At 66.5% G+C, this 26,954-nt stretch carries 18 protein-coding genes; 8 read left to right on the top strand and 10 right to left on the bottom strand.

Annotation, left to right across the window (positions count from 1 at the left end):
- Window positions 1-154: 154 nt before the first annotated feature.
- Window positions 155-625, bottom strand: a complete 471-nt coding sequence (locus ACFU4Z_RS16465) for a MarR family winged helix-turn-helix transcriptional regulator (RefSeq protein ID WP_379063655.1) — start codon at window positions 623-625, stop codon at window positions 155-157.
- A gap of 304 nt (window positions 626-929) precedes the next feature.
- On the opposite strand from ACFU4Z_RS16465, the gene ACFU4Z_RS16470 reads away from it, so the two are divergent.
- From ACFU4Z_RS16470 to ACFU4Z_RS16485, 4 genes are all read left to right on the top strand, one after another.
- On the top strand, window positions 930-2,606 hold the full coding sequence (locus ACFU4Z_RS16470) for a fumarate hydratase (RefSeq protein ID WP_379063657.1): 1,677 nt from the start codon (window positions 930-932) through the stop codon (window positions 2,604-2,606).
- Window positions 2,607-2,748: 142 nt separating this feature from the next.
- A complete protein-coding gene (locus ACFU4Z_RS16475; protein WP_379063659.1) occupies window positions 2,749-3,180 on the top strand; it encodes a hypothetical protein in 432 nt (143 codons plus the stop codon).
- A 122-nt stretch (window positions 3,181-3,302) separates the two neighbouring features.
- Window positions 3,303-3,482, top strand: coding sequence for a hypothetical protein (locus tag ACFU4Z_RS16480; protein WP_379063661.1), 180 nt, complete (start codon window positions 3,303-3,305; stop codon window positions 3,480-3,482).
- A 351-nt stretch (window positions 3,483-3,833) separates the two neighbouring features.
- Window positions 3,834-4,358, top strand: a complete 525-nt coding sequence (locus ACFU4Z_RS16485; protein WP_379063663.1) for a M15 family metallopeptidase — start codon at window positions 3,834-3,836, stop codon at window positions 4,356-4,358.
- A 9-nt stretch (window positions 4,359-4,367) separates the two neighbouring features.
- Here the strand turns inward: ACFU4Z_RS16485 and ACFU4Z_RS16490 are convergent, their stop codons facing one another.
- Both ACFU4Z_RS16490 and ACFU4Z_RS16495 read right to left on the bottom strand, forming a co-directional pair.
- On the bottom strand, window positions 4,368-4,901 hold the full coding sequence (locus ACFU4Z_RS16490; RefSeq protein ID WP_379063665.1) for a DUF4288 domain-containing protein: 534 nt from the start codon (window positions 4,899-4,901) through the stop codon (window positions 4,368-4,370).
- A gap of 255 nt (window positions 4,902-5,156) precedes the next feature.
- On the bottom strand, window positions 5,157-5,621 hold the full coding sequence (locus ACFU4Z_RS16495) for an NUDIX domain-containing protein (protein ID WP_379063667.1): 465 nt from the start codon (window positions 5,619-5,621) through the stop codon (window positions 5,157-5,159).
- A 401-nt stretch (window positions 5,622-6,022) separates the two neighbouring features.
- Here ACFU4Z_RS16495 and ACFU4Z_RS16500 point away from each other — a divergent pair, with 401 nt between their 5' ends.
- Window positions 6,023-7,216, top strand: a complete 1,194-nt coding sequence (locus ACFU4Z_RS16500) for a serine hydrolase domain-containing protein (protein ID WP_379063670.1) — start codon at window positions 6,023-6,025, stop codon at window positions 7,214-7,216.
- Between the two features lie 4 nt (window positions 7,217-7,220).
- Here ACFU4Z_RS16500 and ACFU4Z_RS16505 read toward each other — a convergent pair whose 3' ends face one another.
- The 5 genes from ACFU4Z_RS16505 to ACFU4Z_RS16525 all read right to left on the bottom strand — a co-directional run bounded on the left by ACFU4Z_RS16505 (window position 7,221) and on the right by ACFU4Z_RS16525 (window position 16,447).
- Window positions 7,221-11,465: a TIGR02680 family protein gene (locus ACFU4Z_RS16505; protein ID WP_379063672.1), complete on the bottom strand. Its 4,245-nt coding sequence runs from the start codon at window positions 11,463-11,465 to the stop codon at window positions 7,221-7,223.
- Between the two features lie 3 nt (window positions 11,466-11,468).
- Entirely contained in the window at window positions 11,469-12,878 is a 1,410-nt protein-coding gene (locus ACFU4Z_RS16510) for a TIGR02678 family protein (RefSeq protein ID WP_379064286.1), read from the bottom strand.
- Entirely contained in the window at window positions 12,878-14,434 is a 1,557-nt protein-coding gene (locus tag ACFU4Z_RS16515; RefSeq protein WP_379064288.1) for a TIGR02677 family protein, read from the bottom strand. Before ACFU4Z_RS16515 ends, ACFU4Z_RS16510 begins: the two co-directional genes overlap by 1 nt.
- Before the next feature lie 183 nt (window positions 14,435-14,617).
- A complete protein-coding gene (locus ACFU4Z_RS16520) occupies window positions 14,618-15,160 on the bottom strand; it encodes a hypothetical protein (RefSeq protein WP_379063674.1) in 543 nt (180 codons plus the stop codon).
- 147 nt (window positions 15,161-15,307) lie between these two features.
- A complete protein-coding gene (locus ACFU4Z_RS16525; RefSeq protein WP_379063676.1) occupies window positions 15,308-16,447 on the bottom strand; it encodes an XRE family transcriptional regulator in 1,140 nt (379 codons plus the stop codon).
- Window positions 16,448-16,622: 175 nt separating this feature from the next.
- On the opposite strand from ACFU4Z_RS16525, the gene ACFU4Z_RS16530 reads away from it, so the two are divergent.
- Entirely contained in the window at window positions 16,623-17,072 is a 450-nt protein-coding gene (locus tag ACFU4Z_RS16530; protein WP_379063678.1) for a recombinase family protein, read from the top strand.
- On the opposite strand, the gene ACFU4Z_RS16535 is transcribed toward ACFU4Z_RS16530, so the two are convergent.
- Both ACFU4Z_RS16535 and ACFU4Z_RS16540 read right to left on the bottom strand, forming a co-directional pair.
- Window positions 16,974-19,574 (bottom strand): AMP-binding protein, encoded by a 2,601-nt coding sequence (locus tag ACFU4Z_RS16535; RefSeq protein WP_379063680.1) that lies wholly within the window; start codon window positions 19,572-19,574, stop codon window positions 16,974-16,976. The genes ACFU4Z_RS16530 and ACFU4Z_RS16535 overlap by 99 nt on opposite strands.
- 85 nt (window positions 19,575-19,659) lie before the next feature.
- Entirely contained in the window at window positions 19,660-20,562 is a 903-nt protein-coding gene (locus tag ACFU4Z_RS16540; protein WP_379064290.1) for a PAC2 family protein, read from the bottom strand.
- 148 nt (window positions 20,563-20,710) lie between these two features.
- On the opposite strand from ACFU4Z_RS16540, the gene metH reads away from it, so the two are divergent.
- Together metH and ACFU4Z_RS16550 are read left to right on the top strand one after the other, a co-directional pair.
- A complete protein-coding gene (gene metH, locus ACFU4Z_RS16545; protein WP_379063682.1) occupies window positions 20,711-24,307 on the top strand; it encodes a methionine synthase in 3,597 nt (1,198 codons plus the stop codon).
- 276 nt (window positions 24,308-24,583) lie between these two features.
- A complete protein-coding gene (locus tag ACFU4Z_RS16550) occupies window positions 24,584-26,941 on the top strand; it encodes an arylsulfatase (RefSeq protein WP_379063684.1) in 2,358 nt (785 codons plus the stop codon).
- Window positions 26,942-26,954: the final 13 nt, after the last annotated feature.

Genomic DNA, 26,954 nt, shown 5'->3' on the forward strand with positions numbered 1-26,954 from the left:
GGGCAGCGTCGGCCGAGCGTGGATCTGCGCCGCAGCTGTGGCTCAGCCTCCGCGGAGCTATGGATTGCGCCGCGAGGCGTTGGCTCTGCCACCGCGCGGATGTACCCCCGCGGCGCGGGGCTGTGGGCCTGCGTCGCGAGCCGGCCGTATTCGCTCAGTCCGGAGCTACCGCCTTGCGATGGTGGGCGAGCAGGGTGTCGTAGATATCTGCGAGCGTGGCTAGTTGCTGACGGTCGAGGATGTCGACCATGTGTCGGCGCACGCTGTCGACATGGGCGGGCGCCGCGGTCGCGAGGACGTCGGCGCCGCGCGGTGTCAGCCGTGCCGCCGTGCGGCGGGCATCGTCGGGGATCGGTTCCCGTAGGACCAAGCCGCGTTTCTCCATCCGGGTGATCTGGTGGGAGAGCCTGCTCTGCGACCACTCGAGCTTCGCCGCCAGGTCGGCGAAGGTGAGCCGATGGTCGGGGGAGTCGGCGAGATAGGCAAGGACCGAGTATTCGACGTAGGTGAGGTTCGACTCGCGGGACGAGTCGCGCCCGACCGCCGCGGCGATGAGATCGCGGGTGCGTACGAAGCCGAGCCACGCACGCATTTCGACGTCATCGAGCCAATGGGGATCGGTCACGATAGCGCTCCAAACTCTGACATGTCATATAAATTGTCGCGTGCCGGTCGACCCGCTGACAACTTGTCAGAACAGAGAGGTAGCACCACGGGGTTGAACCTGCAACCTTATTGGCAATGTCCACAGGAAGATGGCCGACTCCCCTTTCGCTCGGCCCAGCGCGGGCTGCGGACGGACCTTGTCCGACTACGCCTATTAGGCTTGCCTAAGCATCGGTCGGCTCCCGGGTGGTGGATACGCTTCCTGTGCTCATGACCAGCCGCGGCTGCACTCAGCCGCAGGCCCGCCCGAAGGAGTGCGTCCCGTGACCGCGCCGGATTTCCGCTATTCAGATCTGCTGCCGATCGGGGCCGACGACACCCCCTACCGGTTGATCACCACCGAGGGTGTCAGCACCTTCGAAGTCAACGGCCGGACGTTCCTGCAGGTCGAGCCCGAGGCGCTGCGACTGCTCACCGCCGAGGCGATGCACGACATCAGCCACTATCTGCGACCCGCGCACCTGTCCCAGCTGCGCAAGATCATCGATGACCCGGAGTCCAGCGGCAACGACCGCTTCGTCGCGCTCGACCTGCTCAAGAACGTGAATATCTCGGCAGGCGGCATCCTGCCGATGTGCCAGGACACCGGTACCGCGATCGTCATGGGCAAGAAGTCCGAGGGTGTGCTGACCGGTGTCGACGACGCCGAATGGATCAGCAGGGGCGTGTTCGATGCCTACACCAAGCTGAACCTGCGTTACTCCCAGCTCGCACCGATCACCATGTGGGACGAGAAGAACACCGGGACCAACCTGCCCGCGCAGATCGAGTTGTACTCCACCCAGGGCGATCCCGCGCATCCGTCCTACAAGTTCCTGTTCATGGCCAAGGGCGGCGGCTCGGCGAACAAGTCGTTCCTCTATCAGGAGACCAAGGCGGTCCTGAACCCCGAGCGCATGCTCGAATTCCTTGACGAGAAGATCCGCTCTCTCGGCACCGCGGCCTGCCCGCCATATCACCTCGCGGTGGTCATCGGCGGCACCAGTGCCGAATTCGCTTTGAAGACGGCGAAATACGCCTCGGCGCACTACTTGGACAACCTGCCGACCGAGGGTTCGCTGGCGGCGCACGCCTTCCGTGATCTCGAGCTCGAGGAAGAGGTCTTCAAGCTCACCCAATCCTTCGGCATCGGTGCGCAATTCGGCGGCAAGTACTTCTGCCACGACGTGCGTGTGGTGCGGCTGCCGCGTCATGGCGCCAGCTGCCCGGTGGCGATCGCGGTCTCCTGTTCGGCCGACCGGCAGGCCCTCGCTAAGATCACCCCGGAGGGCGTGTTCCTGGAACAGCTCGAGCGCGAGCCCGCGCACTACCTGCCCGAGCAGACCGACTCCATCCTCGGCGGCGACGTGGTGAAGATCGATCTGAACCGGCCGATGTCGGAGATCCGCGCGGAACTGTCGAAATATCCGGTGAAGACTCGGCTTTCGCTGACCGGCCCGCTGGTTGTCGCGCGCGATATCGCGCACGCCAAGATCAAGGAACGCCTCGACGCGGGCGAGCCGATGCCGCAGTACCTGCGCGATATGGCCGTCTACTACGCGGGCCCGGCGAAGACCCCCGAGGGCTACGCATCGGGTTCCTTCGGCCCGACGACGGCAGGCCGGATGGACTCCTATGTCGACCAGTTCCAGGCCGCGGGGGGCTCGTTCGTCATGCTCGCCAAGGGCAATCGCTCGGCCCAGGTGACCAAGGCGTGCCACGAACACGGCGGCTTCTACCTCGGTTCCATCGGCGGACCGGCTGCGCGACTCGCGCTGGACTGCATCAAATCCGTCGAGGTGCTCGAGTACGAAGAGCTTGGTATGGAAGCGGTGTGGAAGATCGAGGTCGAAGATTTTCCCGCCTTCATCGTGGTCGACGACAAGGGCAACGATTTCTTTGCCGAAACGCAGAAGCCTATTGCGCTCCGGGTGCGTACGCGTTCCAAAGAACGCGTCTGATCCAGGCGTTCGACCGCATCGCGGGCAACTATGCGGACATCCGAATGTCACCCCGATCGCCGGGGTGGCGTTTGCCGCCGCAGCGGGCACTCTTAATCGAGGATGTCGCCGCACAGTTGTGCCATGGAGGTCGAGGAGGGCAATGAGTACGTCGTTTCGTATCTCGGAATCAGCCAGCCGCCGGTTAGCCGAACGCGCCGCACGCGAGGGAACCAGCTCGATCGCATTGCTCAGCCGCCTGATCCGCGAGGGGTGCGACCAGCTCGACCACCCCGGCATCGTTTTCCGTGGCCCCATCACCGACCGCCGAGCGGCCCTCGCGGCCGGGCCCGACGTGTGGGAAGTCGTTGCGCGACTGGAGGAACTCGACGGACCGGTCGAACGCCGGATCGCGGTATTGAGCCAGCAATCGGATCTGCATTCCCGCAAGATCGAGCTGGCCGTCGCCTATGCGCGTGAACACGGCAGCGAGATCGTTGAGCGAATTGTCCGGAATCGTGAAGCCGCAGAGGAGATCCGGCGGGGGATCTGGGCGAGCTCACCGTCGCACGGTGTGCGTAGTCGACCGGTGTGAACAAGGTGGTGGAGGGGAACTCGAGGTCACCGATGCGGTGTGCATCGGTGACCTTCCCGCCAGTGCGCATTTCCCATGTTTGATCGTCCGGGAACGGTTGTCGTGCAATAAAGTTCGCGCGGGTGTGGGCGATCGTCGGCCGGTGGATACCCGACCGTGACGGCGGGTTCGGTGTCGTGACCACCGAGTCGTGCGACCAGCTCACGGTGCGCGACGCGCTGATCGAGGCCGACGGTCCATTGCGGACGGGGGATCGGGTGGGGTCGAGTTCGCCGATGGTCCGGACACGGATGCTGTCATGAAACTGGTGAAGGCGTCGTAGATTCCGGATTCAGTGATAGCGACACTCGCATCCCAGTGATCCACAACACTGGAATAGATTGTGGACAAGGGTCATTCCTGTGGATAACACGCTGTGAGACACGCCGATTCGGCCTTGCTCGACGGTAACTCCTTACGCCAGATGTGGATTACGGACAACGGCGTCCCGAGGACAGGGGGCTGTCAGCCCATTCGCCGGTGGGTTGCTGAATTCGTCGCGCCACGTGGCCTGCGGTTCCGGGCGTATGTGAACCCGTCGGGCAGCGCGCGGCGTTGCGTCGCCGGATCGGGCCTGGGGCAACCTGCCGCAGGAAGCCGTTAGTATCGCCCCCATGGTGCTGAAGCGCGGAGTGCGAAGGAATCGGATCCTGCTCGGCCTGCCTGTCGCGGTGTTCCCCGCGCTGGTCGCCACCGCGCTGGCGCTGCCATCCGCGGCCGCTGCGCCGGTTGACGAGCGGGTGGTGACCGGGTCGGCGAACGGCACCGAAGGGCTCGAGCCGAGGCTTGCGCTGGCCTATTCGCTGGCTCATGACCAGGCCGAGGCCGAGGGGGTGGAGCTGTCGATCACCTCGGGCTATCGCACGCCGGAGCAGCAGGAAGAGTTGTGGCTCGACGGGCTGCGGACCTACGGCAGCCCGGACGAGGCGCGGCGCTGGGTGCTGCCGCCTGCGGAGTCGACACATGTGTCGGGTCAGGCGATTGATGTGGGGCCGCGCGGTGGTGCGCAGTGGTTGGAAGTGAACGGTAACCGGTGGGGGTTGTGCCGGATCTACGAGAACGAGTGGTGGCACTTCGAGCTCGCCACCCTGCCCGGCCTGGGATGCCCGCCGCTGCGCGCGGACGCCAGCGGCCGGTAGCTCTGCCCGCTACAGCGATTCGCCGTCCAGCAGCGGTTCCATGCGGCGGTAGGCGTCGTAGTCGCGGAAGTGGCGGGAGTAGAAAGTTCCGCCGGACTCGACATTGTCGTCGACGGCGGGGGCCACGTCGACAAGGTGCTCGAGTGACCAGGTGACGGTGTCGCCGCGCTCGTTGCGGTACCGCGCTTGCTGGTCCGCTGCCTTGGTCTGTGCGGCCGCCCGCGCGGATTCCACCGAATCGGCGAACACGAGGATGAAGCACTCTTCGTAGAGCGGCCGGTAGTCGGGCGCGTCGGAGGTCGATTTGTAGAGCGCCACCGCCACGTACGGACTGGTCCGTGCGCGCTCCAGTGATTCGGGCGGCAGCACCTGCTGTGCGCCGAGAACTTCGAGGCCGAGCAGCGTGCCCGACGCGCTCATGTCGAGCACCACGGTCCCTCTCGGGATCGCCGTGACGACCCGTTGCGCAGCCTCACCTGCGTCGATGCCGTCGGCGATGTAGCAGTACGCGGCATCGGCGGCCGGGTCGTAGGTCATCCGCATGTCAGATTCCTTCGTCGGTGTCGTTTCGCCATTGTGTCGCAGAGCACTCCACGGTAGCCTCTGTGATCTGATACCAACTGGTCTCAGAATTTCGGTTCCGCTCGGAGCGACGAGCTCGGCCGAATCGACAGTTGGACCTCGACGATGGTGCGACGGAAAATCGCTGCCGCACGGCCTCTTCGCCGCCTGCTCGACTCGGCCGGGCCGAGATAACTGACGCAGACAGGCGGACTGTCATCGCGTACCGCCACCGGACTACCAGCCGTAGATCGAGAACGGCGTGCTACCGGCAATGTGACTGATGGCCACGCGGCAGTAGTCGATCATGTAGTCGGGCAAGGTGTCCGACGCAAACCACGCCAGGGCGCCGCATTTGTCCGGCTCCAGGTTGGTGGGTTCGCCCTGCCAGGCGCGGACCGTGAAGAAGAATGCCATCCGGCCACCCGATGACGAATTGTGCATGATGTGGCTGAATCGCACATCCTCCGGCTTGATGGTCACGCCGATTTCCTCCGCGGCCTCGCGGATCAGGGCGTCGACGACGGATTCGCCGGCCTCGAGATGACCCGCGGGAAGATGCCATGCGCCATCCCCGAAACCGGTGTTGTGGCGCTGACCGAACAGCATTTGGTTGCCGCGGCGCAGTAGCAGGTGGACGTCACCTGTCACTGTGTGCCGCTGGGGTTTCGTCTCCGGACTGGATTCAGTCTTCACGCTCATGCATACGTTCCTTTCACCATTGATTATGCCGTTGACCAGGAACTTCTATGAACAGCGGGTGAAACGAACCGAGCCTAATCGGTTGGCGAGGGGGTGGGCTATAGGCAGCGGCGCGACACCGGACGGCACGCCGGCGGGCCTGTCGCCGCGATGCGCGGACTGTCATCAGCAATCTGACGGCTAAAGCCTTGAACGGATGAGTTGTTCCGGTAAGCGGGTGTCGGGGTTCGGCCGATACGTGCTGCTGGAACCGCCCCGAACAGGCGCGATCGAGTCGGCGGGTGGCCGGTGATCGGTGCCGAAACTGCGAAACCGCCTGCGTTGTCTTTCACGCCATCATGGACCGGCGTACATTCAGGGAATTCTGCTCGGGCTGTTTCCTAGGCGAAGGGATCGCCGTCATGAGCGTCGTGAATCGCCGGTGGATGCGCCGCACCGCATGCGCTGCGCTGGCGGTTGTCATCGCATTCGCTACCGGAGCTTGCGGATCGGACCGTCACAGCGACGCCGGGGAACACACGACTGCGCCGGGAACGAAGACCTCGCGCGTCGACAACCGCGAAGCCGCGAGGATCGTCGAGGTCGTCCGCGGCAAAGTAGCCGAGCTCAATCTCAGCGCTGCCGTGTTCGGTGTGTGGCGTGGCGACGACGAGATCGTCCGCAGTGCGCTCGGGGGATCCCCGCTCGGCATTTCGGCGACATCCGATATGCAGCTGCGGGTGGGGCAGCCGATGGAGCCGATGCTTTCGACGGTGCTGTTGCAGCTCGACGAGAAGGGGGTGGTGCGGCTGGACGAGCCCATTGCCAAGTGGGTTCCCGACTTCCCCCGCGCTGACAAGATCACCCCGCGGATGCTCGCCAACGGCACCACGGGTATCGCGGACTATGTCGCCGATCCAGAGTTCCAGCGGCGCTTCTACGAGAACCCGATCGCGGGGTGGACCGCGCAGGAGATCTTCGAGCTGGCCAACTCACGTCCGCCGCTATTCGAGCCCGGCACCAGTTGGGCGTATGCCCATAGTGACCTCACCCTGCTCGGCGTGGTGCTGGAGAAGGCGACCGGTCAGGCCCTCGGCGACCTGCTCGAGCAGCACGTCTTGGACCCGCTGGACATGCACCGGAGCGAGGTGGTGCTCACTCCGCAGATGGCCGAGCCGATCCTGCACGGCTACACGAACGAGCGCCGTGTGTTCGAGGACTCCACGTTCTGGAATCCCACCGCGTTTCTGCACAGCGGCAATATGAATTCCACCGTCGCCGATGTGGCCGTGTGGGTGCGTGCGCTCGGTGTGGGCAAGCTGCTCTCCGAAAGGCAGTTCAAGGAGATGATGGCGGCGTCGACGGTCGGGCTCGGCCCACTGACCGCGCAGAAGTACTTCGCGTTCGGTGTCGTCCATTTCGACGATTGGCTCTTCATGAACCCGGCATTCGGCGGCTACAACGGCGTTGCCCTGTACGACCAGGAAACCAAGATCACCATCGTCGTCTACGGCACACTCGGGCCGAGGGCCGATGCCAATCTCAACAACGCCGTTCCCATCGGTACCGCGATCGGCGCCGTTCTCGTGCCGGACCGCCCGCCGCATGTTTCATGATCTTTCACCTCATGATCGGAACGGTTTCGGCCCTGGTCGGTGTATCGGCTTCGTTTCCTGGCATGTCCGGCAATGCGAGTCCCCCTTCGATCGTGTTCGGCACCCGGCGGCGGTTGGGGGACCCGAGGGCCGTGGTGAGGTCGGTGCCGTCGTGTTCGGCGAGCAGGTCGCCGCTGTCCCAGACCAAAAGGGTTGCGCTGACGGTGTTTTCGGCGGCAGAGTGGGCGAGGTCGTAGTGCGCGCAGCCGGGGACATGGGTGTAGGTGATCCAGAGGTCGTAGCCGGTCATGAACAGGTCTAGGTCGAATTGGACGCTGAGGCCGAGTAGTTCGCTGCGGCCGTTGTCGTCGACGCCCGCGAAGGCTTCGTCGAGCGCAAGGAGGCGGGGGGCCTGGGGGTCGGCGGAGTCGAGCATGACATGGGCGGCGGCGAACAAAGGCAGGTGTAGCGACACCGACTGCTCGCCGCCGGACAACGCGCTGTGGCGGGCGACGGTGAGTTTGTCTTCGCTGCCGTCGGCGGAGATGAGAGTGAAGGAGAACACTCGCCAGGTCCGGTAATCCAGTGTTGCGGCAAGGATTTCGGGGTAGGAGCGTTCGGGGTGGGCGGCGCGCGCGGTCCGGATTTCGGAGGCGAAGTGAGCGCGGATGGCGGCGAGATCCTCGGCGACCAGTGACGAGGAGTCGCGGTCGAGCAGCTTGCACATCGCGCGCGCCGAATCCGACAGGGTGTCGGCCAGCACCCAGTGCACGCCGATGGTGTTGCCCGAGGACATCCGGCGCTGCTTCATTTCCGCGCCCATGCGGGCGATGAGATCGCGGGCGTCGCTGGTGCGTTCGTAGATCTGCTGGGCGAGCCCGGCCAGCAGCGCGTCCTCCAGGATGCGGCGTTCGGCGTCGGTGAGCAGCAGCTCTTGATCGTGGCGGGCCTGGTCGATGCGGGTCGCGAAATCCGCGAGTGCGGACAGTCCGTGATCGTCCTGGACCTGGACGACGGTGAGTCCGTCGGCGGCGTCCCATTGCAGCCGATAGTCCCGGCCGCACCCGGCGAGTGCGGCATCGAACTCCTGCAGCGCCGCGGTGACCGCGCTGCGGGTGGACTTACGGGCGGCCTCACCCGCGCGCACCGAAGCCGTTGCCGTGGCCAGGTTGTCGAACAGCTCGGCGACGTCTTCCGGCAGCACCTGCGGTTCGGCCTCGGGCCCCGCCGCGGCGATCCGGTACAGCAACTGTTCGGGAGTCGACCACGCGGCCTCACTGCTCGGCCAGCGACCGTCGGCGGGCGCGCCCAGCAGTGTGAGCAGGTCCGGTTGTGCGTACGGGGCAAGGTTCTTCACGTCGGCGAGCACCTCGGTGAGTGCGGTGCCGAGCGATTCGTGTGCCGTGCGGTAGGCGGCCTCGGCATCGCCGACCGCTTCGATCGCCTCGTTGGCGGCCTTGCGGGCGGCCTTCTGTTCGGCCCTTGTCGCCTCGATCCTTTCCCGCGCCTGCTCGAGTTCTCGATCGATGTCGGCGGCGCCGGCACCGAGCGCCTCACGCAGCGTCTCCAGCTTCCGCAACTGTTCCTGGTAGCCGGCCTGCGCGGCTTCGGCCTCCTCGGCGAAGGCCTCGGCGAGATCACGGGCCTCGTCGAATCGATCGACGCCTTCGCGTTCGCGTTCGCGTTCACGCTCGTGGTCGGTGCGCAAGCGCAGCAGGCCCGTTCCGGTGTTCTCGAAATGCCGGATGGCGGCGGCGAGTGCGTCGATATCGCGGGCATCGCGCGGCGTGCGGTGCTGGACCGCGACGGCACGCAGCTTCTTCTCGACAGCCGACACGTCCGCAACAGCTTGGTCGAGATCGCGCTCGGCCTGGTGAACCGCCTCGGAGCGGGAACGCATCATGCCCGCGCTCTCGGAGACCGCGCGCAGCGCCGCCGCCACTGCGGTGGGGCGCGGGAGTGCCTTCGCGGTCGCGGCGATACGGGCGAGCTCGGTGGTGGCCGCGGCCTCCTGGTCCTGCGCCTGCTGCCGCACACCTTCGGCGGCCTCGATCGCCGCCGCGAGTTCGGTCATGCGGATTTCGCGGCGCTTGGCGCGTGCGGTCGCGCCGATGAACTCGGCGTCGGGCTTGTGGTGGCGGCCGAGCTGAACGCCCTGGCGGAAACCGCCGGTCGTGCTGACCGCCACGGCCGCACCGAGATCGGCGTCGCCGTCGTGCAACGCGATCGAGGCGAGCACTTCGGCGACAATCGTTCTCGGCACGGTGAGTTCGTCGGAATCGTCCTCGACGACGAGGACATCGGCGAGTGTGCGCCCCGTCGGCCGCGCCGTCGCGGGCAGGGGAACCAGGAACTGATCGGAGTCGTAGTCGGACGGCAGCTCGGATTCCCCGCAGACCCAGCTGTCGAGTAGGTCCGCGGCATGCAGCGCCGCCTCGACGCCCGCTGCTGTCGTCGGGGCGACATCGTCGGCGAAGCGGACCAGCCGCCACAGCGGTGCGCCCGGCCTGCCCTCCCTGGCACCGGTGCGGGCGGCGAAAACCGGTGGCGCCTCATCGCGTTGGGCGGCTACCCGATCGCGCTCGGAGGTGAGTTCGGTGATCCGTTCGACTGCCGCCGCCGCGGTGGCTCGTGCCTCCTGCCTGCGGCTGCGGATCTCGTCCAGCAGCGGTTCGGCGTGTTCGGTGAGCACCTCGGGCATACCTGCGGCCTCATCGGTTCCCGCGTGCGCCAACGCCGCGTCGAGTGCCTCGAACAGCCCTTTCGCGATGGGGGAGTAGACCTCTCGGTGCGCGTCCCACCAGGACCGCAGTGCGCCCGACGCCTCGGTGCGTGCCAGCACCACGGCCGCCTCTGCGTGTGCGACCTCTGCCGCGGCGGACTCGCGCAATTCCCGTGCCCGCTCGGCCAGCCGCTCGGCCCTGGTCCGTTCAGCGGCCGCGGAATCCATCACACCGAGCGCCTTACGGACCGCGCGCACATCGGCGTCGCGTTCCTCGGCGTGACCGCGGACCGCCGCCGTCAACTGGTCGGCGCGGGTCTGTTCGGGCAGCGCGGTCCAATGGATGCCCGCTTCCTCAGCCGCGGCGCGCAGCTCGTCCTCGCCGCGGGCCAGTGCGGCCGCCGCATTGCGCACCGCAGTCTTGGCGCGTTCGGCCTCCTGGCCGCGTTGATCGAGGGTCTGGCGCGCCTTGAGTGCCTTGTCGCCGTGCACGCCGGCCGAGGTCTCCAGCCTGCGCACCGCGTCGGCGAGATCGTCGAGCTGCTGCTTGCCCTCGTAGGCGCTGGAGCGCTGCAGCGTTTCCCGATCGGACAGAGCCTGCTCGTAGGAATGGTCGGCATCGTCGGCGCGCGCCTCGGCGGCGGTGCGTTCGCTCTCACGCCGCTCGCGCAGCGCGGTCGCGGCGAAAAGGGCGGTGCCGGCGTGAGTCACCGCGTCGAGGCGGGTGCGCACTTGATCGACATCCGTCTTCGCCTGCACCGCAAGGTATTTCCGGTATACGCCGACGAAGGCCCTGGTCGCCGTGTCGGCATGGACCAGGCCCTCCAGGGTGCGGCCGACCTCTTCCATATCGCTGAAGGACCGTGCGGCGTCGAGGATCAGCTGCTCGTCGAGCGGGCGCAGACCGTCGGTCAGCGCCTGCGAAAGGCCGCGCGGGTCCAGGTTCTTGGCCAGCTGCGGGCGGCGCAGTGTGAGGATCAGGTTGATCAGCTGGTCGTAGCGCTGGGTGCCGAGACCGAACATGCGCGCGTCGATGGCGGTGCGATATTCGACCGGCCGATCGACGATGGCGTCGGTGCCGATCTGCTCGGCGAGCTGCTTGCGCGTCAGTGGCCTGTCGTCGGGTCCGATGAGTGAAAAGTCGACGCCCGCACGGCCATCTGCGACGAAATACCAGCGGGTGACCTTGTCTGAGGAGCGCGTCGCCCGCATTCCGATGCCGACAGTCACCACCTCCGGGTCCTCCCAGCTGCCGCGCGCGAACTCCATCCACACATAGGAGTAGGCCGATTCCTGCTTGCGGTACAACAGGTTCGACTTCATCGTGCGCTCTTCACCGGCGAACGGATTGAGCCTGCGCGGCTCGATCCTGCCGTCCAGCACGAACGGGAACAGCACCTCGAGCGCCTTGGTCTTGCCGGAACCATTGGGGCCGCGCAATACCAGCCTGCCGTCGGCGAAACAGAATTCCTGATCGCGGTAGTCCCACAGGTTGACGATTCCGGCGCGGGTCGGGACGAACCGCACTCCGCCATGAATGAGCGACATGATCTATATCCCTTCCGTACCAACGCTGTCGGCCCCGATGGTGTCGGAGGCGGTGACGAAGAGTTCCGCGGTTCGCTTGGTTCGCACCGTGACGACCGCGCCGCGATAGCGGGCCAGCGCGGGCAGAATGACCAGCCCGTCCGAGACCGCGCGGAGCAGGCGCAGGCGCTCCAGCAGGGCGACGACCTCGGTGGTGAGGCCAGGGACGTCGGCCTGCCATTGCGCGGCGAAGGTGAGGCCATAGCGGTCGGTCAGCGCCTGGACCGTTTCTCGCACCCAGGCCGACTCGATGAACGGGTAGGTCACTTCCTCCGGCGCTTCGGATTCTTGCCGCACCGAATCAGGCTCGCCCGCATCGAAATCCGTCGACGGCAGATCAGCGAGCGGGACGAAGACCGTAGATTCCGGGATGGCGTCGTCGAGTTGCGCTGCCAGCGCGGTCGCCTGGTCCGGCGCGGCCGGGCGTCGCGGCACCGGATTGTCGATATCGAGCACCCGATCGGCGATCTCACCGACCAGCAGCAGCGCCACCTGAGCCAGGGTCCCGGTGCCGGGAAACCTGACGTCCGAGAGTCGCCCGGAGATATCGATGAGCGCGACGCCCTCGGCTCGGCGTTCGGCGCGCAGACCGGTGAACAGTTCCACATCCGCGACGACCCGGTCCTGCGCGAGCAGCGGGCGCTCGTCGACGGCGAGGTCCTCGGCATAGACGACAGGGCGCTCGACGAGGGTCCTGCGCACCCGGCGGGCACTGTTGGAAGCATGCGCGGGGCCGGCCGGATGGGCCATCGCATCCTCGGTGAGCAATCCTTCCACACTGTGCAAGTGCTGCAGCGCCCGTGGCGGACGGAACAATGCGAACACCACGGGGCGGTCGATGTCGTAGAGAGCCTCGCCCGCTTCCGGGTCCGCCGCCCAACCGCCCGCATCGCCGTCGGCGAGAGTGAGTGCGCCACGCGCCGCCAGCCAGCCGACCGCATCGACGAAGGCGTCGCGGTCCGCCGCGCGGTCCGGGGCGAGTTCGAGTCCGTCCACCCTGCCGGTGTAGGCGGCGACCTGATCGGCCAACTCCGACAAGGTGATCTGGTCGCCCGCGCGGCCGAGCGCGGCCAGCGCCAGCGCGAGGTAGGCGTAGCGGCGGCGATCGAAGACACGGTCGGCGACGGTACGCGCGGGCTTGCCCGCATCGAGCCGGTCGATCACCGGAAAGACCCGGGCCGTGGTCTCTGTGACCTCCAGCCGGTAGCCGAACAGCTCCGCGAGGTCTTCGCGCAATTCGGTGGCCCAGCGGCGGATCAGCGGGAGTGCGATCCGATCCGGGTAGGTCCGGGTCACCAGGTGATTCGCCAGGACCACCCTGGCTGCGCGCTGGTAGTTGTCCAGGGCGAGTGAGTCGATACGGCGTGCGTGGATCATGCGCGGCCCCCGCGTGATTCGGACTTTCCGGCGGCGGTGCGCGTCCGGATCGTCTGGCGGACATCGAGCTTGCGATTGTTCAGATGCAGCAGCCCGCGCGCGGTGCGCACCACCGTCGAGCCGGCATGCTCCGACACCGTGAGCGTGACTCCGCTTTCGGAGCCCGTTGTCCCGTCCACTCGCCCGCTGACCGGCACCCATGCCGTCGAGGCCGCGTCGAGCAACCGCAACAGCACCTCGGTCTCCCGCTCGTCGAGCACCCGTTCGTGCACGTCCGCGGCGGCGAGAGACTTCGCGGCCTCGGCGCGTGCCCGCTGCGCATCCAACTGCGCTTCGCGCAATCGCCGAATTCCCGCGTCATTGCGCTGGATTCGCGCGGGAGCACCCGCCGTCGGCGGGCGGCCGGTCTCGGCCAAGGTCCGCGAAATCTCGAGCGGCGGCGCGTCCCACCATGATCGAGCGGCTGGAATCAGTTCCGCGTCCGGATGCTCCAGCGCCAAATGTCGCGGCCTGCCCAAGCCGAACACCGCATCGAACAGCGCATGCGCACTGTCGGTCGTCGGCGCGGCGGTGAACCAGCCTGCCAGGTGCTGCAACGCGGACTCCCGGCTCACACCACCTCGGCGGGTGTCGGTCACTCGTCGCAACAGCGACAAGACCGCGGCGATCGCACTCATGGTCGCCTCGCGCAGCCGATCGGCCTCGGTCGACGACGACTCGCCGGTGTCGGCTGCCGCCGCCACGAACCAGGTCCGCAACCCGTGCCATCGTGCCCGCCAATCGGCTTGCCGTTCGGCAAGACTCAGCAGAACCCGCTCATCGCAGCTGGCTGCCCGCTCGACGAGGTCCACCGCGCCGGTCTCCTCGATCTCCCCGATCGCAGCGGCCAGCCGTGGCGCGAAGCGAGCGAGGTCCATGCTGAAGTCCCGCATGTGCGCGAGCAGGGCATCCTTGTGCGCGAGAAACGACTCCGGGGTGATCTCGGTGGTGCGCACCATGTCACCGAGCGAAAGATAGAAGTGTGCGGCCCGAGCGGCCATATCCGACAGGGTGGCGTCGAGCCGCCGCAGCGTCCGGTAGACACGCTCCGCGTCACCGGCCCGGTTGGCCTCGGCGAGCGTATGGAGATCGGCCAATAGTTCCGGCAGCACCAGCCGCGACAACGACGCCTCGTCCAATCGGGACTCCAGCACACCCGCGACCGCGCGATAGGCCTGGAAACCGGCCTGGGTGAGCTGATAGACGTAATGCCGATTGCGATACTCGGCCAGCGTAGCGGCCCGGGTGCCGTCATAACTGCGCTCGAGCACCCCCCACTGATGCAACTGGTCCAGCAGCGGGCCGATCTCGGCCCCTGTCAGCCGCGGCGCCTCCCACTGCCCGTCACCCTCGACCAGCTCGGCCTGCGTACGTCCGCCGTTGCGGTCGATCCACTCGGCCACATCGTCGGCATGCAACAACACGACATACGCCGCCCGAGCACTGTCGAATGCCCGCAGCACCCACAGGTACTCGGCCCGCTTCTCAGCGGTAGCGAAGGAAAACAGCCGCAGCCGTTCATCCCACAGCGCGGGCGCGGCACTCGGCAAGCCGTCGACGGAGTCGGTCACCGGGAACAGGGTAGTAGCGGGGTGGTCGCCGCCTACAAGAACGACCCCCATTCGGCGTGGCTGCGTCCGGTTTGCGAGCGTTCGCCACGCAGTTGTGCGAGGTCGCGGGCTGTCGAAGGCGGCGAGTTACCAGACGAGCGTTTCGCCCCGGGCACAGACGCGTCCGAAGAATCGCTTGTCGATGTCGGCGCCGTCGCGGTTATAGCTGTCCATGATGTCCGCCAAGTCGTCGGCGACCGCTCGCAGCGCCGGGCTGACGGTCTCGAAGCCGTTCTCCTGCACCCATCCCCACTCCTCGGGGATGCCGTCGATCGTGACGACGATGCTGCCATCGTGCGGTGATTCGACGGTGTACGTGATCTCGGCGGGGGCATTGCCGAGGGGATCGGTCGGGCCGAGGGTTCCTGGCCGGTCGGGCGTCGAATAGCGCACCGTGGCGAGTGCGATGTCCGCGCGGATCATCTCTGCGACGCGCGCGAGGCTCGCATGCCTGCCTGCCAGGTCGTACCGCTTGCCGTAGACACGGCCGCTATAGGGGTCGGGTCGGGCCGACTTGCTCAGGATCCGTCGGAGCATCCGCTGGGCGACCGCTCGCTCGTCGTCGCCGGTGCGCGGGTGATCGATCAGAGTGCGCAGACGGGAAATACGCGGACCGGGATCGGTTGCCATCGACTGCCCTCCTTTCCAGCAGCCAGCGTATCGCCACGCGGGCGATGTCATGGTGGCGAAAGCGGCTCGGCCTTCGGTGCATCGGTCATGATCGGCCGCAGCGAATCGAACGCTACGGTGAATCAGCCTGTGCCGACCGGCAAATGATCACTCGGCCGCCAGTGACCGCAGCTGGTCGAGGTACACCAGCGTGCGCGGATCACCGGGGAAGCGCTCGATGATTTCCCGGGCCGTTTCGCCGGCGATCCACATCAGGGAGGGCAGCGACCGGCGTTTTCCCGCGAACGCCCGCATGCCCTCGTGCAGCGCCAACTCCAGGTCACGGTCGCGCACGGCCACTACGGCGAGGGTGAGACGGGCCTCCGACACTCGCATCGGGTTGCGGACAGTGCCGTCCGCGCGGGTCGAGTTGCGGATGACTTCTCGGGCAAGGGATTCGGCGCGCGAGTCCTCGCCTGCCACGCGGCAGCAATCCATGGCGTAGAAATCGAACTTGTTCGGGTCGACGACGAAATGGTTGTCCAGATTCGAGGGATGGTCGAGTCGCTCCAAGATTGCCCGGCCCTCGTCGAGCGACGCCTCGACCTCGCGGCGCTCGCCGAGGCGAGCCCACGCCTTCGCACGTTGTGCGGACAGCTGGACGCCGACACGGAGGTTCCTGCTGTTGCGCAAGGCCAGGTCGACAGCCTCGATGGCGCCCCGATAATTGCCCTGGGTGAGGGCGAACCAGGCCGCCATTTCCGCACTCCACCCGATGATTTCGGCGTTCTCGGCCTCCTGGCCGAGCGAGTAGGCGGCGCGACGGGTCGCCTCCGCGGTCGTCCGTCGGCCGAGGTCGTAGTCCACGCAGCCGACCAGCAGCGCGACCCAACCTGCGAGCACCAGTATTTCCCGGTGTTGCAACAACGTCAGGCGACCGTCGAGCAGCGAGGTGATGCGCCGCAACCATGCGGTTCCCTCGATGTGCAGATCGTGCGGGTCGGTGTAGGGGTACTCGCAGCACAGCCGCTCGGCGGTGATTCGAATGGCATCGAGGGTGGCCGTGGAGACATCGGACATGCGGAGCCTGCCGATGAACTCGAGGGTGTCCATGCCGGTCGCCGAGAGCAGTTCGTCGTCCCGGTTCGGCCTGGCTTTGGGGAAGAACGCCGCGGTCACGGTATCGAAGGCGGCGGCGATGATTGGGGCATAGAAATCATCGGGGCGCGACTCGCCCGATTCCCAGCGACGCCAGTTACGCAGGAGTGTACTGTCTGTCGGCAGGTTGTGGGACGACTTGAGGCGCATTACGCGGACGGCATCTGCTTGTGACCACCCCCGCGCGTCGCGCTCGGAGCGCATCCGGACAGCCCAGACGGGTCGATCGTCTCCAGCGGCCACGTCTGTAGTATCGCACCAGTTAACGTTCGGTGGCCCGGATAGGGCATTTAGATGTCACTGGGTTGACAGCTGCATTCGCAGTATGTCGTCCTACATGCTGGGTATGGGCGCGGAGAGTTTGCCGGCCCCGAATGCAAGAACATCTGCTCTTGCAGGAACGCAGTACCCCACCAATGGGGGAGATCCACATAAGAGAACAGCGATCCCCAATCCAACGGAGGTTCGGGTGGAAGCGTTGATCTATGGATACTTGCGTGACGATCTGGCCGACGGCCACAGCGATGAGCTCGAGGATGCGCTACGCACCCATGCCCGAGCGGAAGGGCTCTGCTTCGCCGCAACGTTCCATGAATCGACCTCAGGTGACGGCACGGCCTTGGCTGAGCTGACACAGGAGCTCAAGCGTGCGGATGCGCACCACGTGGTGGTGCCGTCACTCGATCACTTTGCCGGCCAGACGATTCCGCGCGACATTCTGCTCGCGAAATTGGCTCAGGAAGCGGCGGCCGAAGTCCTGACTCTCGAGAGCTGAGCCTCTCGACAACGACCATCGCCGCAGGCCCGCTACCACCCTCGTAGCGGCAACGCCCGCCACGAGTGCTGCGAGCAGCGCCGCGAGATGGTGTTGCCCGAAGAGCGGATACACCTGCCAGTGCAGCAGGTAGACGAACAATGAGCTGTCGGCCAGCACTGCCGCCATACCGGCGATGAGCGCGGGAACCCGGACTGCGGGCAGCCAGAACAACACCAGCAGCCCCGCCATGACGAGGCGCTCGCGATCGGCGACATCGAGTTCGGGAACGTCGAAGTAGCCCGTCACCGATATCAGCATGACTGCGCTCACCAGCAGCCGTTGCCAGATCGCTCGCGCCTTCGCGGCTGCCCAGCCCAGCGCGAAGAACCAGCAGGCCAGCGGCGAGAAGGGCACATCGTGCGCGGAGTACAGGCCGAATGGCTGGACCCGGAACAGCAGGGTGACCGCGACGAGCGCCATGGCGAACCAGAACGGATCGCGCCGCTCGAGCCTGTCGAGGAACGGGATGCGAACCAGTAGCGCGGCCGCGACCATGAACAGCACCAGCACCTCGATGAACCACAGGTGCCCGGCGGTGTCGCTGTCGTGCGGCCCGAGAATCTTGTTGAGCAGCAACACGTTCTGCCAGCCGTAGTAGTCGGAGAACAGCAGCGTGATCGCCACCCACGCCGCGGTCGGAATCGCGATCAGGGCGGCCGTGCGCAGCGCGTGGTGCAGCCGCTGCGCGCGCGGCGCCGCGGTCACCGCGAAGCGGGCGAAGTTGAACCCCGCCACGCCGAGCAGCACATGTGCACCGCCCCACACCGTGAAGACGCCGATGTGCGATCCCGCGATCAGCACGATGCCTACTGCCCGCAGCAATGTCGAGGGGTCGAGCGAGCGGCCGAACGTGGTGTTGCCGCTCGGGATCCGTTCGAGCTCAGCGACGCTGAGCGAAGGCCAGTCGGCCGGGAGCCTGCCGAGCGCGCGTTCGAGTCGGGCGGAGGTCGTCACGTAGGTGAGTGAGTTGCCGCCGAGGTCGACGAAGCTGCTGTCGGGTCGGATCACAGCGGGGTCGAGGCCGAGCGCGTCGGCATAGAGGGCACGGATGTCCCGGGTGGCCGACGGTGCGGCACCGGGCAGGCTGCGGATCGCCGGATAATCCGGCTTTCCATTGGCCAGGCGGGGCAGTTCGTCGACCGGGCAGGTGCGGATGGCGGCGGCGGGCAGTCCGGACAGCCGGGCCGCGGCGGCGGTGACCTCGGCGCTCGAGCGGACATCGGCGCCGCGCCGCGCCGCGATCACCAGGCGTTCCCCGCTCTCGGTACAGCTGGTCGTGAATCCCGCTGCGGCCAAGCGTGATTCGAGCCGCTGCAGATCGATGCGCAGGCCGAAGATCTTCGCGAACCTGCTGCGCCTGCCGACCACCTGATACAGGCCGTCGGCGGTGCGGCGCGCCAGGTCGCCGGTCCGCAGCGCCTCGACACTGGGTCCGAGCGCGAGATCGCCGGGGGACTGCGCGTACCCCATCATCACGTTGGGCCCGTGATAGACGAGCTCGGCCGCGGAATCGTCGTCCACCTGTTCCAGGGTGAAACGCCCGCCGGGGATCGGAACGCCGATGCACTCGGGATGTTCGGCGGCGAGCTCGGGCGGGAGGTAGGCCATCCGGGCGGTTGCCTCGGTCTGCCCGTACATGACGAAGAAATCCCAGCCCGAACGTGCCCCGAGCTGCGCGTAGGCGCGCACCCGCTCGGGAGCAAGACGCCCGCCCGCCTGCGTGATATAGCGCAGATCGGGCAACCGCATCCGGTCGAAGCCGACCCGGTCGAGCAGATCGATCGTGTACGGGACGGCGGCGAAGGACGTCACGCGGTGACTGCGCACCTGATCCCAGAATTCGTCGTCGAGGACCGACCGCTCGGTGAGCAGCAGGCTCGCGCCGCGCAGGAGATAACTGTGCACGACCGAGAGCCCGTAGCAGTAGAACATCGGCAATGTGGTGGCGGCGCGGTCGTCCGGACCGATAGACAGGTACTCGGCGATGGCGGACGCGTTCGACATGAGATTCGCGGTGGACAATCGCACCAGCTTCGGGGAACCGGTCGACCCCGAAGTGCTCAGCAGCAGCGCGAGATCCGGGTGCAGGTCGTGTCTCGACTTCGCCCGGCGCGCAACGGGCGCACCAGAATCGACGACGACATCCGGATCGTAGGTGTCCAGCAATTCTTCGGTGATCTCGGCGGCGAGCAGAACAACAGAGCCGGTGCTCAGCGCGCCGAGATACGCGACCAGCGAATCGATGTCATTGCGCGCCGCGAGCGCGACGAGCCGCCGGTGCGGTCCCAGTCGCGTCGCGTATTCCTCGACGAGTGTCGCCAGCTGCGCATAGGTGACCCGCCGCACATCATCCGCCACCGATCCCGCTGCTGTGACACCCGCCGAAGAAGATCGAGAGCAGAGGACGGCGATCCGGTCGTCATAATTGCGAAGGTGCGCGACGATCGGGGAAATAGTCACCATAAAAGTCTATGTGGGAAGCCCTTCCGCACCGACAGGTGGCCCCACGGCGAACATCCGGTGAACTGTGCTATCGCCGCGGCGATTACAGCCCGAAACTGCCAGGACCACGCCTGCGCAGGTACTTTTCGAACTCGGCGGCGATAGCATCGCCATCGATCTTGGCCATCGCGTCGTTCAGATCGACTGCCGCGTCGCCGCGTTCCTCGAGTGAGCGCACATACTCGCTGATCTCGTCGTCGCCGACGGTCATCTCGTTGACCGCACCCTCCCAATCCTCGGCCTGCTTGGGCAGTTCGCCGAGCGGCACCTCGATATCGAGGACGTCCTCGACGCGATGCAGCAGGGCGATGGTCGCCTTCGGATTCGGAGGCTGTGAGACATAGTGCGGCACAGCGGCCCAGAACGACACCGCGGGCACTCCCGCCTTCACGCACTGATCCTGCAGTACGCCGGTGATCCCGGTCGGACCCTCGTAGCGGGTCTGTTCCAGATTGAACCGCTCGGCCGCTTCCTTGCTATAGGCCGAGCCGGTGACGGGGACCGGTCGGGTGTGCGGGGTGTCGGCGAGCAGCGCACCGAGAATAACCACGGTCTGCACGCCGAGCTGTTCGATGAACTCGAGCAGGTCCGAGCAGAAGCTGCGCCAGCGCATGTTCGGCTCGATGCCGCGCAACAGCACCACGTCGCGATCGCTGCCGGGCGGCGAACACACCGACAGCATGGTCGAGGGCCACTGGATTTCCCTGGTCACACCGTCGACCTGACGCACGGTAGGCCGATTGACCTGGTAGTCGTAGTAGTCCTCGGAATCGAGTTCGGCAAGCGGCTCGGCATCCCAGATCAGTTCCAGATGTTCGACGGCGCCACTGGCCGCGTCACCCGCATCGTTCCAGCCCTCGAAGGCGGCGACGAGCACCGGATCCCGCAAAGTGGGCAGTTCCGGCTCGGGTGACACCGGGGATTCACTGGAGTTCACCCCGCTCAGCCTACGGTGTGTGAGGAAGCTCTGTTGACTTTGCCACGCCTGCGGCGCTGCGTGTTCGCCGCTGCGGCGGGTGCCGTCTGGGTCGGTGTGGCGGCGGACACCGGTACGGTGGTACGGGTTGTCGAACCTGCCCACTACGCTTGAACCCATGTCTGCGTCCACTCCCGCCGAGTTCGATACCACGCTTCTCGACACGCTCAGTCGGCGTGTGGTGATCGGCGATGGCGCGATGGGCACCATGTTGCAGGCGGCGGATCTGACGCTCGACGACTTCCGCGGGCTCGAGGGATGCAACGAGATCCTCAACGACACTCGCCCGGATGTGCTGCGCGATATTCATCGCGCCTACTTCGAGGCGGGCGCCGACGCGGTCGAGACGAATACCTTCGGCTGCAATCTGCCGAACCTGGCCGACTACGACATCGCGGACCGAATTCGCGATCTGTCCGAGCGTGGGACCCGGCTGGCGCGCGAGGTCGCCGACGAGATGGGGCCGAGCGCCGACGGCACGCCGCGCTATGTGCTCGGGTCGATGGGGCCCGGCACCAAGCTGCCCACGCTGGGTCATGCTCCGTACATCGCGCTGCGCGATGCCTACGGCGAGGCCGCGCTCGGCATGCTCGACGGCGGCGCCGATGCCATTCTGATCGAGACCTGTCAGGACCTGCTGCAGGTGAAGGCGGCGGTGACCGGCAGCCAGCGCGCGATGGCAAAGCTGGGCAGACGGATTCCGATCATCACCCACGTCACCGTGGAGACCACCGGAACGATGCTGGTCGGCAGCGAGATCGGCGCGGCGCTGACCGCGCTGGAACCACTCGGCATCGACATGATCGGGCTGAACTGCGCGACCGGACCCGATGAGATGAGCGAGCATCTGCGCCATCTTTCCCGGCACGCGGAGGTTCCGGTGTCGGTGATGCCGAACGCGGGCCTGCCGATCCTCGGCGCGAACGGCGCGGAGTACCCGCTGACGCCCGAAGAATTGGCCATCGCGTTGCGCGGCTTCGTTTCCGAGTTCGGGCTCGCGCTGGTCGGCGGTTGCTGCGGCACCACGCCCGAACACATCCGTCAGGTCACCGCGGCGGTGCGCGAGGTCGAACGGACGCTGCCGCCCATCGATGCCCGCCGTACGCCGGTGCACGAGCCGAGTGTGTCGAGCATGTACACGGCGGTGCCGTTCGAGCAGGATGCCAGCATCCTGATGATCGGTGAGCGCACGAACGCCAACGGCTCCAAGGCTTTCCGCGACGCGATGCTCGCAGAGGACTGGCAGAAGTGCCTGGACATCGCCAAGGACCAGACCCGCGACGGCGCCCACATGCTCGACCTCTGCGTCGACTACGTCGGCCGCGACGGCACCAAGGACATGGAGGCCCTCGCCAGCAGACTGGCGACGGCCTCGACACTGCCGATCATGCTCGATTCCACCGAAACACCGGTGCTGCAGGCCGGTTTGGAGCATCTCGGTGGCCGCTGCGCGGTCAACTCGGTGAACTACGAGGACGGCGACGGCCCGGATTCACGCTTCCAGCAGACGATGAAGCTGGTCGCCGAGCACGGCGCCGCCGTGGTCGCGCTGACCATCGACGAGGAAGGCCAGGCCCGCACCGCCGAGACGAAGGTGGCGATCGCCGAGCGGCTCATCGCCGACATCACCGGCAACTGGGGCGTGCTCGAGAGCGACATCATCATCGACACGCTGACCTTCACCCTCGGCACCGGTCAGGAGGAGTCGCGTCGCGACGGCATCGAAACCATCGAGGCGATTCGGTTGCTCAAGAGCAAGCACCCCGAGGTGCAGACGACTCTGGGCCTGTCGAACATCTCCTTCGGCTTGAATCCCGCGGCCCGTCAGGTGCTGAACTCGGTGTTCATGCACGAATGCGTCCAGGCCGGACTGGATTCCGCGATCGTGCACGCCTCGAAGATCCTGCCGATGGCGCGCATCCCCGACGAGCAGCGCGAGACAGCACTGGACCTGGTGTACGACCGCCGCACCGAGGATTACGACCCGCTGCAGAAGCTGATGGGACTGTTCGAGGGGGTGTCGACGTCGTCCTCGCGCGCCTCGCGCGCCGAGGAACTCGCCGCGCTGCCGCTGTTCGAGCGCCTCGCCCGGCGCATCGTGGACGGCGAGCGCAACGGCATGGAAGACGATCTGAACGCGGCGATGCAACAGGTGCCGCCGCTGCAGATCATCAACGAGACACTGCTGTCGGGCATGAAGACGGTCGGTGAGCTCTTCGGTTCCGGACAGATGCAACTGCCGTTCGTGCTGCAGTCGGCCGAAGTGATGAAGGCGGCCGTCGCGCACCTGGAGCCGCATATGGAAGCGACCGACGACAGTGGCAAGGGCCGCATCGTGCTGGCCACCGTCAAGGGCGATGTGCACGACATCGGCAAGAACCTGGTCGACATCATCCTGTCGAACAACGGCTACGAGGTGGTGAACCTCGGCATCAAACAGCCCATCGCGACCATCCTGGACGCGGCCGTCGACAAGAAGGCCGATGTGATCGGCATGTCCGGGCTGCTGGTGAAGTCGACGGTGGTGATGAAGGAGAACCTGCAGGAGCTCAACTCCAAGGGCGTTGCCGAGCAGTTCCCGGTGCTGCTCGGCGGTGCGGCGCTGACCCGCGGCTATGTCGAGAACGACCTGACCGAGGTTTACGAGGGCGATGTGCACTACGCCCGCGACGCGTTCGAAGGCCTGCGGCTGATGGACGACATCATGACCCGCAAGCGTGGCGGCGGCATCGACCCGGACAGCCCGGAGGCGATCGCCGAGCGCGAGAAGGCCGCCGAGCGCAAGGCGCGCCACGAGCGTTCCAAGCGCATCGCCGAACAGCGCAAGGCGGTCGAGGTGCCGGTCGAGGTGCCCGCACGCTCGGATGTAGCCGCGGATCTGCCGGTGCCGGTGCCGCCGTTCTGGGGCACCCGCGTGGTGAAAGGTCTCTCGCTGCAGGAATATTCGGGGCTGCTCGACGAGCGCGCCCTGTTCCTCGGCCAGTGGGGTCTGCGCGGCCAGCGCGGCGGCGAGGGGCCGAGCTACGAGGAACTGGTGGAGACCGAGGGCAGGCCACGGCTGCGGTACTGGCTCGACCGGCTCAGCACCGAGAGCGTGCTGCAGCATGCCGCGGTGGTGTACGGATATTTCCCCGCTGTGTCCGAGGGCGATGACGTCATCGTGCTGACCGAGCCGAGTCCGGATGCGCCGGAACGGTATCGGTTCACCTTCCCGCGTCAGCAGCGCGACCGCTTCCTTTGCATCGCCGACTTCATTCGCTCCCGAGAGCAGGCGAAGCGGACCGGCCAGGTGGATGTGCTGCCGTTCCAGCTGGTCACCATGGGCCAGCCGATCGCCGACTTCGCCAACGAACTGTTCGCCGCCGACAACTACCGCGACTACCTCGAGGTGCACGGCATCGGCGTACAGCTCACCGAGGCGCTGGCCGAGTATTGGCACCGCCGCGTGCGCGAAGAGTTGGTTCTGGACGGGCACTCGGTCGCTGAATCCGACCCGGCGGATGTACAGGACTACTTCAAACTCGGCTACCGGGGCGCCCGCTACTCGTTCGGCTACGGCGCCTGCCCCGAGCTGGAAGACCGCGCGAAGCTGGTGGACCTGCTGGAAGCTGGTCGGATCGGGGTGGTCCTCTCCGAGGAGTTGCAGTTGCATCCTGAGCAGTCGACCGACGCGTTCGTGCTGCTGCATCCGGAAGCCAAGTACTTCAACGCCTGATCCGGCCTACCGCTGCCCGGAACAACAGATCGATCGACTGCTGACTCGGCCACGTCGGTGTTCGAACCGATCGTTCTTGATCTTGAACAGGTGCTCGATCCGAGTGATCCTTCAGTGCAGCGGTTTCGGCGTGTGCCACACCGTCGGCAGTCGCCTCCAGCAGGCTTCGAGGTGAGTCCTGCTACGCACGGTTACCTGCGCTAACGGCCCTGTTCAAGTGGGTTTGGTGATGGTGTAGTGGAGGAAGAGGGGGACCCCCCGCACGAGGAGCACGCAATGGCCAAGCCATTCAGAGGACTCGTCAATCTCGACATTCGCGACTCGATACCCGACTGGGGTCCGTACGAGCAATCGAAGGCGCCACCGGGGTCGCCGAACGTGCTGTACATCGTGCTCGACGACGTAGGATTCGGGGCGCTCGGCTGCTACGGCGGCCCCATCGACACCCCGAATATCGACCGGATCGCGGCCAACGGTCTGCGCTACGGCCAGTGGCACACCACGGCGCTGTGTTCCCCGACCCGATCCTGCCTGCTGACCGGCCGCAACCACACCACCAACGGCATGGCGTGCATCAGTGAGGCGGCGGTCGGCTTCCCCGGCGCGAACGGGCACATCCCGCCGGGGTGCGCCACCCTCGCCGAGGTCCTGGTCGAGCAAGGCTTTTCCACCGCGATGGTCGGCAAATGGCATCTGTGTGCCGAGGACGAGATGAATTTGGCGTCCACCAAAAGGAATTGGCCGATCGGCCGCGGATTCGAGCGCTTCTACGGCTTTCTCGGCGCCGAGACGAACCAGTGGTACCCCGACCTGGTCCACGACAACCATCCTGTCGAGCAGCCCGCCACCCCGGAGCAGGGTTACCACTTCAGTGTGGACATCACCGACAAGGCCCTCGACTACATCGGAGACGTCAAGGCGATCGCCCCGGAGCGGCCGGTGTTCCTGTACTACGCGCCGGGCTGTGCCCACGCCCCGCACCAGGTACCCCGTGAATGGGCAGACCGCTACCGCGGCCGGTTCGACGCGGGCTACGAGGCGATGCGGGAGCAGATCCTGGACCGGCAGAAGGAGATGGGTCTGGTCCCCGCCGACACCGAGTTGCCGCCGCTGAACCCGATCGGCACCCCCGAGACCCGTACCGGTCCTGACGGGAAACCTTTCCCGGCCTTGGACTACACCAAACCGTGGGACTCCCTCTCCGGCGACGAGAAACGTCTGTTCGCCCGGATGGCTGAGGTGTACGCGGGATTCGTCTCGCATTGCGACGACCAGATCGGTCGGCTGCTGGACTATCTCGAGGACATCGAGCAGCTCGACAACACCATCATCGTGGTGGTCTCCGACAACGGCGCCAGCGGCGAAGGCGGTCCCACCGGGTCGGTCAACGAGAACAAGTTCGCCAACGGTGTACCCGACGATCTGACCGAAAATCTCGCCAAACTGGACGAGTTGGGTGGCACCAAGACCTACAACCATTACCCGAACGGGTGGGCGATGGCCTTCAACACCCCGTTCAAGATGTGGAAACGCTACTCGTTCAACGGCGGCACCGCCGACCCGTGCATCTTCTCGTGGCCCGCAGGGATCGAAGCACGGGGCGAGACCCGCGACCAGTACCACCACGCGATCGATGTGGTCCCGACGTTGTTGGACTGCATCGGCATCGAACTCCCGGACACGGTGAAGGGGTACACCCAGCACCCCTTGCAGGGTGTCAGCATGCGCTACAGCTTCGACGCCGCCAACATCCCGACCGCCAAGCGCACGCAGTTCTATTCGATGCTGGGCACCCGGGGTATCTGGCACGACGGTTGGAAGGCCGTCACCACCCATCCCGCGATCAGCGGCTGGGGTCACTTCCCAGAGGACACCTGGGAGCTCTACCACTGCCACGAGGATCGATCGGAGCTTCGCGACCTCGCCGCCGAGGAGCCCGTGCGGCTCGCCGAGCTGGTTGGGTTGTGGTTCCACGAGGCAGGTGCGAACCAGGCGTTGCCGCTCGACGATCGCGCCGCCGTCGAGATCGTCACCACCCCGCGTCCGCAGCTCGCCCCGCCCCGCAACCGGTACGTCTACCGTCCGGGTGGAGCCGAAGTGCCCGAGTCCGTCGCCGTCAACATCCGCAACCGCTCGTACTCGATCGGCGCGCTTGTCGATATCCCGGAACCGGGCGCGGCCGGGGTGCTGTTCTCCCATGGCGGCCGGTTCGGCGGGCACGCCCTCTATGTCAAGGACAATCGGCTGCACTACGTCTACAACTTCCTCGGCAGCGAGGAACAGAGGATCAGCGCGTCCGAGGACCTGCCGACCGGGGAGAACCTGATCCTGGCGGCATCGTTCGAGAAGGACGGTGAGGATCCGCCCGGCACCGCGCACGGCGTCGTGAACCTGTACTACGGTGACCGCAAGGTCGGTGCGGGACGGATCAAAACCCAGGCAGGCAAGTTCAGTATCGCTGGCGAGGGTCTGCACGCCGGCCGCGACAGCGGGGAATCGGTCACCGACGACTACCCCGGATCCGCTCCGTGGGCGTTCACCGGTGGCACCTTGCACCGGGTGGCGGTGGATGTCAGTGGCGAACCCTACGTCGACCTCGAACGCGAAGCCGTCGCCATGCTCTCCCGCGAATGACTGCTGCCCGACC

The organism is Nocardia sp. NPDC057440, from assembly GCF_042802915.1.
Taxonomy (GTDB): Bacteria; Actinomycetota; Actinomycetes; order Mycobacteriales; family Mycobacteriaceae; genus Nocardia.

Bases quoted from the DNA above. Each gene is read 5' to 3' on its own strand.
- ACFU4Z_RS16475 (WP_379063659.1), top strand. From the start codon at position 2,749: ATGAGTACGTCGTTTCGTATCTCGGAATCAGCCAGCCGCCGGTTAGCC.
- ACFU4Z_RS16505 (WP_379063672.1), bottom strand. From the start codon at position 11,465: ATGTCGCTCATTCATGGCGGAGTGCGGTTCGTCCCGACCCGCGCCGGA.
- metH (WP_379063682.1), top strand. From the start codon at position 20,711: ATGTCTGCGTCCACTCCCGCCGAGTTCGATACCACGCTTCTCGACACG.
- ACFU4Z_RS16550 (WP_379063684.1), top strand. From the start codon at position 24,584: ATGGCCAAGCCATTCAGAGGACTCGTCAATCTCGACATTCGCGACTCG.
- ACFU4Z_RS16490 (WP_379063665.1), bottom strand. From the start codon at position 4,901: ATGCGGATGACCTACGACCCGGCCGCCGATGCCGCGTACTGCTACATC.
- ACFU4Z_RS16495 (WP_379063667.1), bottom strand. From the start codon at position 5,621: ATGAGCGTGAAGACTGAATCCAGTCCGGAGACGAAACCCCAGCGGCAC.
- ACFU4Z_RS16530 (WP_379063678.1), top strand. From the start codon at position 16,623: ATGTCGTCCTACATGCTGGGTATGGGCGCGGAGAGTTTGCCGGCCCCG.
- ACFU4Z_RS16485 (WP_379063663.1), top strand. From the start codon at position 3,834: ATGGTGCTGAAGCGCGGAGTGCGAAGGAATCGGATCCTGCTCGGCCTG.
- ACFU4Z_RS16525 (WP_379063676.1), bottom strand. From the start codon at position 16,447: ATGCGCCTCAAGTCGTCCCACAACCTGCCGACAGACAGTACACTCCTG.
- ACFU4Z_RS16500 (WP_379063670.1), top strand. From the start codon at position 6,023: ATGAGCGTCGTGAATCGCCGGTGGATGCGCCGCACCGCATGCGCTGCG.
- ACFU4Z_RS16520 (WP_379063674.1), bottom strand. From the start codon at position 15,160: ATGGCAACCGATCCCGGTCCGCGTATTTCCCGTCTGCGCACTCTGATC.